We start from the raw sequence: 12,755 nt of genomic DNA on the forward strand, positions 1-12,755 counted from the left end.
CGGCGCAGCACGCGTCGCGGCCCGCTCGCCGTGGCGCTCGCAGGCGCGCTCACGTTGGGCGTGCTGGGTGGCGTCGCCGCCGCCGCGCCCCCGTCGGGCGACGAGGCCGGCGTCACCATGCGCGTCTACCAGCTGGGCCAGGGCATCGACAAGCTCTGCACCCTGAAGTCGGGCCAGACCCCGAACGTCGACCAGCTCAAGCAGAGCATCGACTGGGACGAGGCCTCCGACTTCGGCGGGCTCGAGGACAACTTCGTCGTCGAGGCGCTCGCCAACCTGTCCGTGCCGACCACCGGCACCTACACCTTCCGCCTCACCAGCGACGACGGCTCGCGCCTGAAGGTCAACAACCAGGTCGTCGTCGACCACGACGGCCTGCACGGCGCCACCGCGAAGGAGGGCACCATCGCCCTCACCGCCGGCACCGTGGTGCCGCTGCGGATCGACTTCTTCGAGGCCACCAACGGCCAGCAGCTCACGCTCGCGTGGAAGAAGCCCGGCGACGCCGGCTTCACCCTCGTGCCCAACACCGTGCTCAGCACCGAGGCCGGCGTCACCCGCGTGACCGCGCCCGGCTTCAAGCAGTGCGAGGGCCAGGACGACTCGGCCGGCGACGGTCTCCAGCTCGCCGGCGTCAACCCTGCCTACGACCTCACCAACCTGCGTCCCTCGGGCTTCGAGCCCAAGGTGACCGGCCTGGAGTGGATGGGCGACGACCTGCTCGTCCTCACCTGGGGCGGCAACAACAATGACCAGGGCAACGTCGCGCTCGGCGAGGTCTGGCGCCTGTCGGGCGTCAAGGACGCCACGGGCCCGGCCGACGTCACCCGCACCCTGATCGCCAACGGGCTCAAGGAGCCGCAGGGCATCAAGGTCGTCGACGGTGACATCTACGTCTCGGAGAAGCAGCAGCTGACCAAGCTGACCCAGCCGAACGCGAGCGGGGTCTTCCAGGGCCGCCAGGTCATCGCCACGCTGCCGACCGACACGAACTTCCACGAGTTCGCCTTCGGCATGCTCTACCGCGACGGCAAGTTCCACCTGAACCTGTCGGTCTCGATCAACCTCGGTGGCGCGACCACGGTGCCCCAGGGCTCCTACGACCGCGGCACGCACGTCACCATCGAGAAGGACACCGGCAAGATCGAGTTCGTCGCCGGCGGCCTGCGCACCCCGCACGGCATGGGCGAGGGCCCCAACGGCGAGATCTTCGTGACCGACAACCAGGGCGGCTGGCTCCCGGCCAACAAGCTCGTCGAGATCAAGCCCGGCCGGTTCTTCAACCACTTCACCACCGAGCCCGACGGCTCGCGCGGTCGCTTCGACGACCAGCCGGTCACCAAGCCGATCATGTGGATGCCGCAGAACGAGATCGCCAACTCCCCCAGCACCCCGATGTGGGTCGAGGAGGGTCCCTACAAGGACCAGCTGCTCATCGGCGACGTCACCTACGGCGGCCTGCAGCGCGGCTACCTCGACAAGGTCGAGGGTGAGTACCAGGGCGCGCTGTTCCGCATGACCCAGGGCCTCGAGGCCGGTGTCAGCCGCGTGCTGCGCGACCCCGAGAACGGCGACCTCTACATCGGCGGCATCGGCAACGGCGGCAACTGGGGCCAGAACGGCAAGCTGCGCTACGGCCTGCAGAAGCTGAGCCTCAACGGCGCCGTCCCCTTCGACATGAAGTCGATGGAGGTCATCGAGGGTGGCTTCAAGATCACCTACACCGAGCCGGTCTCCCCCGCGACGCTGCAGGACCTCGCCAGCAAGTACCAGGTCGAGCAGTGGCGCTACCGGCCCACCGCGCAGTACGGCGGCCCGAAGATCGACGAGGAGTCCCTCGAGGTCACCAGCGCGACCCCCTCGGCCGACGGCCTGAGCGTCGAGCTGCAGATCGCCGGCCTCAAGGAGGACCGCGTCGTCCACCTGCGCTCGCCGCGTCCGTTCGACAACGTCGACGGCGAGACCCTGTGGAGCACCGAGGCCTGGTACACGCTGAACAACTACCCGGGCTACGTCGCTCCCGACCCGGAGCCGGCCCTGAACGGCCTCTACGAGCTCGAGGACGGTGAGCTCTTCGGCACCGCGGGCATCGACACCGAGCACGCCGGCTACAGCGGCACCGGCTTCGTCGACGGCATCCAGAGCGTCGGCGCGGGCACCGCGGTCGACGTCATCACGAGCAAGGCCGGAAACTACGACCTCAAGCTCGGGTACGCCAACGGACCCAACCCGTTCGCCGGCCCCAAGAAGCTGAGCATGTACGTCGGCGGCGTCAAGCAGCAGATCACGCTGCCCTCGACGACCGACTGGAAGACCTGGGGCAGCATCACGTTCCCGAAGGTCGCGCTGCCCGCGGGCACCACGACCGTGCGCCTGGTCATGGAGGAGGGGGACGACGGCAACGTCAACCTCGACTACCTGCAGGTCACCGACCCGACCGCCGGTCGCGTCGAGGCCGAGGACGGCACCGTCAGCGGCACCGGCAACCGCGTGCAGACCGAGCACGCCGGCTACAGCGGCACCGGTTACGTGGGCGGGTTCGAGAACGACAACACCGCGGTGACCTTCGACGTCACGGCGGCCGCCGCCGGCACGCACAACGTCAAGATCGGCTACGCCAACGGCCCCAACCCGAACCCGAACCAGACCAAGCAGATGTCGGTCTACGTCAACGACGTCTTCGCCAAGAAGATCGCGTTCCCGCCGATGGCGACCTGGAAGGACTGGGGCACGCTCAGCGAGCAGCTCGAGCTCGCCGAGGGGCTGAACGTCGTCTCCATCCGTCGCGTGGCCGGTGACAACGGCAACGTCAACATCGACTACCTCGACCTCGGCGCCCGCGAGGCGTGCGCCCCGGGTCAGGTGCCCGGTGCGGACGACGAGTTCGACGGCACCTCGCTCGACACCTGCCGCTGGAGCACCATCCTCAACCCGACGGCGAGCGGCGTCGCGGTGGCCAACGGCCAGCTGCGGATCAACGCCCAGTCCGGCGACCTCTCCGGTGGCGCGGTCGACGCCAAGAACATGATCCTGCAGCCGGCGCCCGCCGACGGCACGTGGGAGGCCTCGACCCAGCTCACGATGACCGGCAAGGACGACTACCTGCAGGGTGGTCTGGTCGCGTGGACCAACGCCAGCAACTACGCCAAGCTCGTCGCGATGCAGCGGCCCGAGGGCAACTGGGTGCTCGAGCTCGGACGGCGCGTCAACGGCGACATGGTCTACAAGAACGCCGACCTGCCCGGCGGCACCGCGCCCGCCAACCTGCAGCTGAAGCTGGTCTCGACCGGCACCGAGGTCAGGGGCCTGTGGTCGACCGACCAGGGCGCCACCTGGCAGTCGATGGGCTCGGGCTACCCGAGCGCCGGCCTGGTCGACCCGAAGATCGGCGTCGCCGCCTACAACGGCACCGGCAGCCAGCTGGGCCTGTTCGACTGGTTCAAGGTCGGCAACGACCCCGTCGTCGCGCCCGACACCTGCGAGCCCGTCGAGGCCGACCCCGGCTACCGGATGCTGTACGACGGCACCGCGGCCAGCCTCGAGGACTGGCACCACGCCGGTCCGGGCTTCTTCACCCGCGAGGCCGACTGCGAGCTTATGACCCACGGTGGCCTCGGTCTGCTCTGGCACACCGACCCGCTCGAGGGCGACTACTCGCTGCAGCTGGACTGGCGCCTCGACCGCGACGACAACGGCGGCGTGTTCGTCGGGTTCCCGAACCCGGAGACCAGTCCTCGCAACCCCGGTGACCAGCCCAACCCGGCCGGTGACCCGTGGGTGGCCGTCGACAACGGCTACGAGATCCAGATCGACGCCACCGACGACCCCGACAGCACCACCGGCGCGGTCTACAACTTCCAGTCGGCCAACCTCACCGCCCGCGACGCGGCGCTGAACCCGGTGGGCCAGTGGAACCACTACGAGATCCGCGTCGAGGGCAAGCGCATCCGGATCTACCTCAACGACCAGCTGGTGAACGACTTCACCAGCCCGGCCAGCGAGACCCGGCGCCTGACCTGGCCGTCCTACATCGGCCTGCAGAACCACGGTGGCAACGAGAACGTCCGCTACCGCGACGTGCAGGTCAAGGAGCTCGCCGACCCCGAGAACGTGACCCCGACGGTGACGGTGACCCCGACGCCGGCCGAGGTGACGGTCGGCGAGAGCGCGGAGGTCGAGATCACCGTCGACTCCGCCGCCCAGGAGACCCCGACCGGTGAGGTCACGCTGTCGGTCGACGGCACCGACCTCGCCCCGGTGCAGCTCGAGAACGGCACGGCCACCGTCCCGGTCGGTCCGTTCACCGAGGCCGGGACCGTCGAGATGACGGCGTCCTACGACGGCGACATCGCCCACGACACGGCCACGGGCAGCGGCTCGCTGACCGTCGTCGAGGAGGAGCCCGAGCCCGTCGCGTCGACGGTCGCGGTCAGTGCCTCCCCGGCGAAGATCCAGGTCGGCCAGACCTCGAAGGTCACGGTGGCCGTCGACTCCGACGCCACCGAGGCCCCGACCGGCGAGCTCGTCGTGTCGGTCAACGGCAAGGCCCTGGCTCCCGCGCAGCTCACGAACGGCACGGCCACCGTCACGGTCGGTCCGTTCAAGGGTGCGGGCACCGTGCGCCTCGCCGCCCGCTACGCCGGCGACGCGGCCCACCAGGCCAGCAGCGGCACCGGCACCATCCAGGTCGTCGCCGCGCCGAAGCCGTCGGTCTCGACCGTCGGCAAGCGGGTCGACGCCAACCCCAAGCGCACCAAGGCCACCATCTCGGTGCGTTGCGCCACCGCCGACTGCAAGGGAACCGCCGTCCTGCGGCTGCCCGGCGGCAAGACGCTCGGCCAGGCCTCCTTCTCGATGAAGAAGGGCCAGACCAAGACGCTGACGATCACGCTGAACAACACGGCGCGTCAGCAGCTGAAGTCGAAGGCCTCGGTCAAGTCGGTCCTGGTCTTCCGCCTCCCCGGCGGTGCGACCAAGCAGGTCCAGGTGAACCTCACCCGGTGATCCGGGGCTAGGCCCGTCCCGACGGCCACCCACCGCGAGCGCGGTGGGTGGCCGTCGGCCTTTTTCGGGCGCGGGTCCCCGATCGGGTCCGTGGCCGCCCGAGACCGCCTACCCTCGGCCGATGAGCACGCCTCCCTCGCCCGGACGACGTCCGCTCGAGCCGACCGCGAACCTCGACCACGGCCCGACCTCCGACGTCTCCGGTCGGCCCGGGCGCGGGCTGGTCCCGTGGCTCGCCGTCGTCGCCGTCGGCCTGGTCGCGGCCGGCGCCGGCCTGCTGCTCGACGGCCTGCCCACGGTGCTCGCCGCCGTCCTCGCGGTCGGTGGCCTGCTGGTCGTGGTCATCGGCTGCCTGGTGGTGGGACGGCGGGGCACCCCGGGCTCCGGCGGCGGGTTCAGCGCCCTCGGGTAGGCGGGCAGGGCCGCCGACCGCGGCGGCGCCTGGGCGATCGAGGGCCGACCAGGAGGGCGTCGACCAGAATGGGCCGGACATCGGGGTCGAAGCACGCCGCGCCGTCCGATCACCAGCTGTGCCGAGGGGGTCACGTGATCATCAGCCATCGGCACCGCTACGTCTTCCTGAAGACGAAGAAGACCGCGGGCTCCAGTGTCGAGATCGCCCTCTCGCGCTCGTGCGGGCCGGACGACGTCATCACGCAGCTGCCGCGCCCCGACGAGGAGCTGCGTCGCCAGGCAGGCGGGCTCGGCCGGCAGAACAACTCTGCACCCCCGCTCACGGTGTCGCTCCACGAGCACAGCGGCGCGCGGCGATGCCGACGTGGCGTCGGTCGCGAGACGTTCGAGGGCTACTACCGGTTCGCGATCGAGCGCAACCCGTGGGACGCGGTCGTCTCGCTCTACTACTGGGTCAACCGCCGCACGGGCTCCTACTCGTTCGAGGAGTTCCTCGAACGCCCGGAGGTCGCCAACCTCGCCGCGCAGAACCATGCGATCTGGCACATCGACGGCCGGGTCGCGGTCGACCGCGTCGTCCGCTACGAGTCCCTCGAGCACGACCTCACCGAGGTCTGGCAACACCTCGGCCTTCCTGGCTCCCCCGACCTCCCACGCGCCAAGAGCGGCATCCGCCCCGGACGCGTCCCCTACCGTGACCTGTACGACGCCGGCGGACGCCAGCGGGTCGGCGAGCTGTTCGCGCCGATGATCGACGAGCTCGGTTACTCGTTCTGACCGCCCACCGGTCCGCTCAGGCGTCCCCGTTCGAGGTCGAGCGGGAGCCTCGTCAGGGCGTTCCGCGACCCGCAGCACCCGAGCCGCTCGGGGCGAGCGAGCCGAGCAGGCCCAGCAGGCGCAGCGCCTCGGCGTCCGGCGAGCCGGGCTCGGCGGCGTAGACGACGAGCTCCTGGCCAGGCGCGACGCGGACGTCGAAGACGTGCATGCGCAGGGCGAGGTCGCCGACCTCGGGGTGACGGAACCGCTTCACCGCCGCCCGCTTGGGGCCGACGTCCTGGCGCTGCCACAGTGCGTCGAACTCGGGCGATCCCGCGCCCACCTCGGCGACGACCTCGGTGATCCGTGGGTCGTGCGGGAACTGGCCGCGCAGCGTGCGCAGCCCGGCGACCGTCGCCTCGGCGACGCGGTCCCACTCGGCGTAGAGCTGACGGGCCGCGGGGTCGAGGAAGACCGTGCGCACCAGGTTGGCGCCGACGCCCGCGCCGTCCTCGACCGGGGCAAACAGTGCGGCGCCGAGCCGGTTGACCGCCAGCACGTCATAGGCCCGGCCGAGGACGAGCGCCGGGTTGGCCGACCACGTGTCCATCAGCGACAACAGCTCGGGCGCGACCCGCTCGCTCGGCACCGCCCGCGGGCGGCCCCCGACGCCGGCCAGCTCAGCCAGGTGGTCGCGGGCGTCGTCGTCCAGCTGCAGGACGGTGGCGAGCGCGTCGACCACCTGGGCCGAGGGACGACGCTCGCGCCCCTGCTCGAGCCGCACGTAGTAGTCGATGCTGACGCCGGCGAGCGTGGCGACCTCCTCGCGCCGCAGCCCCGGCACGCGGCGCTGCCCGTAGGTCGGCAGCCCGGCCTGCTCCGGCGTCACCCGTGAGCGGCGCGAGCGCAGGAACTCGCCGAGGAGGTTCTCGGACACGCCACCAGCCTAGGAGCGTGCCGGCCCGCGAGCCTGGGTGTGCGACTACCAGGACCGAGGCGGCCTGCCTCGCACGGACGACGGCCGCCACGGTGGACGGCATGACCCAGGACATCCACCCGACCACCGACCCCACCACCGACCGGCCGCGCAAGGTCGTGCTCGTCACCGGGGCGAGCAGCGGCATCGGCGCCGCCACCGGACGCCGTCTCGCCGAGGCCGGCCACCACGTCGTCCTCGCCGCCCGGCGGGCCGACCGGCTCGACCAGGTCGTGAACGGGCTGACCAACCGGGGGCTCTCCGCCGAGGCCCTGACCCTCGACGTCACCGACCACGCGGCGTTCGTGGCCGCGGTCGACGGCGTCGTCGCCGAGCACGGCCGTCTCGACGTCTACGTCGGCAACGCCGGCGTCATGCTGCTCTCGCGGCTCGACGCCCTGCTCGTCGAGCAGTGGGACCGGATGCTCGACGTCAACGTGCGCGGGCTCTACCACGGCATCGCCGCCGCGCTCCCCCACTTCGAGCGCCAGGGCGGCGGGCACGTCGTGACGATGGCGTCGGTGGGCGCGCACGAGGTGCCGGCCACCTCGGCGATCTACTCCGCCACCAAGCACGCCGCCTGGGCCCTCACCGAGGGTCTGCGCATCGAGTCCCCCGGCAGCATCCGGGTCACCACCGTCTGCCCGGGGGTCACCGAGTCCGAGCTGGCCGACCACATCACCGACGAGGGCGCGATCGAGGCGATGCGCACCTACCGGGCGGCCGCCGTCCCGGCCTCGGCCATCGCCGACGCGGTCGCCTACGCCGTCGACCAGCCCGCGACCGTCGACGTCAACGAGATCATCGTTCGGCCGAGCCGGCAGCGCTGAGGTCCGGCGCCGACCGACGGCCGGGGCACACGCGCACGGGTGAGCCACCGCCGGTGTCGACTCGGCCATGGTGCGTGGACACCCACCTGATCGAAGGAGATCTGCATGAGCGACGACGCCAAGGCCGCCAAGGAGCTGGTCGAGACCCTCAAGGACGGCGAGAAGGGCTTCACCGACGCCGCCGAGAAGCTGCGCGACAGCGACCACCCCGAGTGGGCCACGACCATGCAGCGCCTCGCCGACCAGCGCGCCGGCTACCGCCGCGAGATCGTCGAGCTCGGCCACGAGTACGGCGACGACGTCGACAAGAGCGGCTCGGTCGCCGCGGCCCTGCACCGCGGTTGGATCTCGCTCAAGGACGCCCTCACCGGCGACGACTCCGACGCCGTCCTCAAGGCCGCCGCGACGGGTGAGGACCACGCCGTCAAGGAGTACGAGGACGCCCTGAAGATGGACCTGAGCGCCGGCTTCCGCGAGGTCGTCCAGCGTCAGCACACCGCCGTCGTCGCCGCTCGCGACGAGGTCAAGGCGCTCGGCACCGTCGCCTGAGCCCGCCTGAGACCCCGTCCCACCCACATCTCGGGTGGGGCGGGGTCTCTGCGTCTCGGCGCGGTCCGGGCGACTCGGCCCGCCCGCAGCCCTGACCCTGGGCGCTCGCCGACCACGTAGTGTGCGGTGACGGCCCCGGGCGCGGTGGTCTGACGTGCTGGCGCGGAGGTCGACCGTGGTGACCAATCAGCCCGACGAGGTCTCTGCCAAGCGGGTGCACGCCTCGACGGCCGCCCGGCGGCGGGAGATCGTGCAGTCGGCCCTCGAGCTGTTCCTCGCCGACGGGTACTACGGCACGTCCCTGCGGGCCATCGCCCGGCGCATCGGGATGACGCATGCCGGTCTGCTGCACCACTTCGACAGCAAGGACGAGCTGCTGGTCGAGGTCCTGCACCGCTGGGACCTGGACACCCGGTCGTGGTTCGAGTCCCAGCCACCGGTGCGCTCCCTCGACGACCTGGTCGATCGATGCGTGGCCCTCATCGACCGCCACCGGGACGAGCCGGCCCTGATCCGCCTGTTGCTCACCTTGAGCAGCAGCGCCTCCGACCCCAGGCATCCGCTCAGCTCCCACTTCCGGCAGCGCAGTCGCAGTGCCCGTGCCTTCATGCGGGGCTTCCTCGCCCCGTTGCAGGAGCGGGGCCAGATCCCGGCGGACGTCGACCTGGACCAGGCCGCCGCGTGGATGGTGGCCGGACTCGACGGCCTGCAGCTGCAGTGGCTCAACGACGCCCTCTTCCCCGCCGCCGACGCGATGGACGCCATGCTGCGCCGGCTCCTCGAGCCCTGATCCCTCGGTGCCCCGCGGGCTTGTCATGGCACGCCGTGCGCCGGCCGTCCGGTCGGTCCGGGTCGATCGGGGACCAGTTCGGCGGATCCCGCCCGCCCGGGCGCGCGCGTCAGTAGCGTTCCGCTATCCACCTGGTAAGTCCTCGTCGAGGTGAACAGCGGGCGCGGCCTGCCAGGTGCGACAGCCCCGTGGGTCGCCGACCTGCGGATCATCGACCTCACGAAGGATCCGTCATGTGCACTCTCCCGGGAGTTCCGCTCCCATCGCAGTCCGCCGCCATCAGCCGTCGACGCATGCTCGGCACGGGCGCGGCCGGCGCCGTCGGTGTGGCCGGTGCGGGCCTGGTCGGCGCGGGGGCCTCGGCCAGCCCGGCGCAGGCGGCGCCCGGGAAGCGCAAGATCGACCCGCGCCACATCAGCATCCAGCTGTACACGCTGTCCGCGTTGACGGCCACCGACCTCGACGGCACCCTCGAGGCCCTGGCCGAGATCGGCTTCACCCGCGTCGAGCACGCCGGGATCCCCGAGGGGATGACCGCCCGGCAGTTCCGGGCCGCCCTCAACCGTCACGGCCTGCGCAGCACCTCGGGCCACAACACCCCGCCCAGCGACCCGTTGAACCGCAACGCCTGGCGGCGGGTGCTCGACGACGCGAACACGCTGGGCCAGAAGACCGTCAACTGGTCGGCGCCCGGCCTGAAGGGATTCGACCCGGTGACCGGTCCGGTGTTCATCGAGACCAAGGACGAGTGGCTGCGCCTGGCCGAGCTCGTCAACGAGGCGGGCCTCATGGCGCACCGCAACGGGCTCAAGTTCGGGCTGCACAACCACTTCTGGGAGTTCGCTCCCGTCGAGGGCACGCCGCTGACGGGCTCCGACATCCTGTTCGCCGAGACCGACCCCCGCTACGTGAACTTCGAGATCGACATCTACTGGGCCTGGTACGGCCACAACGACCCCGCTCGCATCGTCGCGCTGGAGCAGGACCGCGTCACCCAGTTCCACGTCAAGGACATGTCGCTGGTCTCGCCTCCCTCCGACCAGGGCGAGTACACCTTCACCGACCCGGGCGCGGGCATCATCGACTTCGCCCGCATCTTCGCGGCCAAGAAGGACACCGCACAGACCGAGTTCATCATCGAGCGCGACGACGCCGGTACCGACGCCCTGCGCACCGCCCGCCGGGGGTTCCGGTTCCTGCGGAACCTGCGCTGGTAGCGGCTGCCGGACCAGACGTCCCACCACGAGAGGCAGCGCCGGCCGCGGCGCTGCCTCTCGCCGGTCGGCTCAGTAGTACCAGGGGAACGGCGACCAGTCGGGCTCGCGCTTGTCGAGGAACTGGTCGCGGCCCTCGGCGGCCTCGTCGGTCATGTAGGCCAGACGGGTGGTCTCGCCGGCGAAGAGCTGCTGACCGACCAGGCCGTCGTCCGGCAGGTTGAAGGCGTACTTGAGCATGCGGACGGCGGTGGGCGACTTGCCGTTGACCAGCCGGCCCCACTCGAGCGCGGTGGCCTCGAGCTCGGCGTGCGGGACGGCGACGTTGACCGTGCCCATGCGGACGCCGTCGTCGGCGGTGTAGGTCTGGCCGAGGAAGAAGATCTCCCGTGCGACCTTCTGGCCGACCTGGCGGGCGAGGTAGGCCGAGCCGTAGCCGCCGTCGAAGGAGCCGACGTCGGCGTCGGTCTGCTTGAAGCGCGCCTCCTCGGCGCTGGCGATCGTCAGGTCGCAGACGACGTGCAGGCTGTGACCGCCTCCGGCGGTCCAGCCCGGGACGACGGCGATGACCACCTTCGGCATGAACCGGATCAGCCGCTGGCACTCCAGGATGTGCAGGCGGCCGAGGCGTGCCTTGTCGACGGTCTCGCCCGTCTCGCCCTCGGCGTACTGGTAGCCGGTGCGGCCGCGGATGCGCTGGTCGCCGCCGGAGCAGAACGACCGCTTGCCGTTCGCCGCGCTCGGGCCGTTGCCGGTGAGCAGCACGCAGCCCACGTCGGACGACGTCCGCGCGTGCTCGAGCACGCGCAGCAGCTCGTCGACGGTGTGCGGGCGGAACGCGTTGAGCACGTCGGGCCGGTCGAAGGCGATGCGCACCGTGCCGTGCGCGCGGGCCCGGTGGTAGGTCAGGTCGGTGAGGTCGTCGAAGCCGGGGACGTCGTCCCAGGCGTCGGGGTCGAAGGTCTCGCTGACTCCCTCGATCGCGCTCATGGCTCGCACGCTAGCGGGTGTGGAACACACCACCACGACCGTGCTGTTGTGGCGGCATGACACTCGAAGGCGAGTACGAGCCCAGCCCCTCGGAATGGGTGCGCAACCAGGTCGAGACCTACGAGGCCACCGGTGGCCGCGAGGCCAACACCCTGCCCGACCACCCCGACTGGCCCATCGTGGTGATCACCTCACGCGGGGTGAGGAGCGGCAAGCTGCGCAAGAACCCGGTGATGCGCGTCGAGCACGACGGCGTCTACGCCGCGGTGGCCTCGAAGGGCGGCGCGCCCGAGCACCCGGTCTGGTACCACAACTTCGTGGCCCACCCCGAGGTCGACCTGCAGGACGGGCCCGAGCCGCACACCTACCGCGCCCGCATCGCCGAGGGCGAGGAGCGGGCCGCGTGGTGGGAGCGCGCCGTCGCCGTCTACCCGCCGTACGCGGAGTACCAGGAGAACACCGACCGCGAGATCCCGGTCTTCCTGCTCGAGCGCGTCTGAGCCGCCGTGGCGGATAGTCCCTGACGACATGGTCGTGAAGTCGCCGAGATCACGACCACATCGTCAGGGACTACCGCCTCAGTCGCGGCGGGAGTCGCGGGAGATCGAGCGGGCCAGGCTGACGAGGTGGCCGAGGCGGGCGATCTCGGAGTCGAGGAACTCCGGTCCGCCGCGGCGCGCGACGACGACCACCTCGTTGCCGTCGATGCGCGCGCCGGCGTAGAGGGTCTCGCCGTCGTCGCCGTCGCCCTCGAGCTCGGCGGGGTCGAGGCGGGTGGCGCGCTCGAGCTCGACGAACCGCAGCTCGGACGGCGCCGCGCCGGTGGCGTGGCCGACGCCGTGGGCGCGGTGCAGGCGGGCACCCCAGTCGACGCGGAAGGTGGCCGGGGTCAGCTCGACGAGCCGGTCGAGGGCGACGGCCGGGTCGGCGGTCAGCTCCTCGACGGCCTCGAGGTCGAGCACGACGCCGCCCGAGGCGTAGCGGCTGATCCAGACGACCGTGACGCCGTCCAGCTGGGTGCACGCCGAGACCACGGAGTCGGGCATGACGCCGGGCCCCATGTGCAGCAGCACGTCGTCGAGGGCGGTGCCGTCGTGCCGCTTCTCGACGATCTCGATGGCCTCGATGTCGCCGCCCGCCTGGCCGATCGCGGTCGCCAACCGGCCCAGGGAGCCCGGGACGTCGGGCAGCTCGACGCGCAGCAGGTACGGCACGGCCGAAACCCTAACCGC

The 12,755-nt window shown here is 71.4% G+C and carries 11 protein-coding genes; 8 read left to right on the top strand and 3 right to left on the bottom strand.

Annotated features, from left to right (window positions below; genetic code table 11):
• Nucleotides 1-60 precede the first annotated feature (60 nt).
• From ABEA04_RS20580 to ABEA04_RS20590, 3 genes are all read left to right on the top strand, one after another.
• Entirely contained in the window at nt 61-5,004 is a 4,944-nt protein-coding gene (locus tag ABEA04_RS20580; protein ID WP_345463671.1) for a 3-keto-alpha-glucoside-1,2-lyase-like domain-containing protein, read from the top strand.
• 121 nt (nt 5,005-5,125) lie between these two features.
• The gene (locus tag ABEA04_RS20585; protein ID WP_345463331.1) at nt 5,126-5,416 is read left to right on the top strand and encodes a hypothetical protein; all 291 of its coding nucleotides are present in this window, start codon (nt 5,126-5,128) and stop codon (nt 5,414-5,416) included.
• A gap of 134 nt (nt 5,417-5,550) precedes the next feature.
• Nucleotides 5,551-6,195, top strand: coding sequence for a hypothetical protein (locus ABEA04_RS20590; RefSeq protein WP_345463334.1), 645 nt, complete (start codon nt 5,551-5,553; stop codon nt 6,193-6,195).
• A 52-nt stretch (nt 6,196-6,247) separates the two neighbouring features.
• Here the strand turns inward: ABEA04_RS20590 and ABEA04_RS20595 are convergent, their stop codons facing one another.
• On the bottom strand, nt 6,248-7,111 hold the full coding sequence (locus tag ABEA04_RS20595; RefSeq protein ID WP_345463337.1) for a helix-turn-helix transcriptional regulator: 864 nt from the start codon (nt 7,109-7,111) through the stop codon (nt 6,248-6,250).
• 101 nt (nt 7,112-7,212) lie between these two features.
• Between ABEA04_RS20595 and ABEA04_RS20600 the strand changes: the two genes are divergently transcribed.
• From ABEA04_RS20600 to ABEA04_RS20615, 4 genes are all read left to right on the top strand, one after another.
• A complete protein-coding gene (locus tag ABEA04_RS20600; protein ID WP_345463340.1) occupies nt 7,213-7,980 on the top strand; it encodes an SDR family oxidoreductase in 768 nt (255 codons plus the stop codon).
• Between the two features lie 105 nt (nt 7,981-8,085).
• Nucleotides 8,086-8,529 (top strand): ferritin-like domain-containing protein, encoded by a 444-nt coding sequence (locus ABEA04_RS20605; protein WP_345463343.1) that lies wholly within the window; start codon nt 8,086-8,088, stop codon nt 8,527-8,529.
• A 178-nt stretch (nt 8,530-8,707) separates the two neighbouring features.
• Nucleotides 8,708-9,319, top strand: a complete 612-nt coding sequence (locus tag ABEA04_RS20610) for a TetR/AcrR family transcriptional regulator (RefSeq protein ID WP_345463346.1) — start codon at nt 8,708-8,710, stop codon at nt 9,317-9,319.
• Nucleotides 9,320-9,612: 293 nt separating this feature from the next.
• A complete protein-coding gene (locus tag ABEA04_RS20615) occupies nt 9,613-10,536 on the top strand; it encodes a sugar phosphate isomerase/epimerase family protein (RefSeq protein WP_345463349.1) in 924 nt (307 codons plus the stop codon).
• 69 nt (nt 10,537-10,605) lie between these two features.
• Here the strand turns inward: ABEA04_RS20615 and ABEA04_RS20620 are convergent, their stop codons facing one another.
• Entirely contained in the window at nt 10,606-11,523 is a 918-nt protein-coding gene (locus ABEA04_RS20620; RefSeq protein ID WP_345463353.1) for a 1,4-dihydroxy-2-naphthoyl-CoA synthase, read from the bottom strand.
• Between the two features lie 56 nt (nt 11,524-11,579).
• Here ABEA04_RS20620 and ABEA04_RS20625 point away from each other — a divergent pair, with 56 nt between their 5' ends.
• Nucleotides 11,580-12,023 carry a nitroreductase family deazaflavin-dependent oxidoreductase gene (locus ABEA04_RS20625; protein WP_345463356.1) on the top strand — a complete coding sequence of 148 codons (444 nt, stop codon included), beginning with the start codon at nt 11,580-11,582 and terminating at the stop codon, nt 12,021-12,023.
• A 78-nt stretch (nt 12,024-12,101) separates the two neighbouring features.
• Here the strand turns inward: ABEA04_RS20625 and ABEA04_RS20630 are convergent, their stop codons facing one another.
• Nucleotides 12,102-12,737, bottom strand: a complete 636-nt coding sequence (locus ABEA04_RS20630) for an ACT domain-containing protein (RefSeq protein ID WP_345463359.1) — start codon at nt 12,735-12,737, stop codon at nt 12,102-12,104.
• Nucleotides 12,738-12,755: the final 18 nt, after the last annotated feature.

The sequence above is a fragment of the Nocardioides marinquilinus genome (genome assembly GCF_039543705.1).
GTDB lineage: Bacteria > Actinomycetota > Actinomycetes > Propionibacteriales > Nocardioidaceae > Nocardioides > Nocardioides marinquilinus.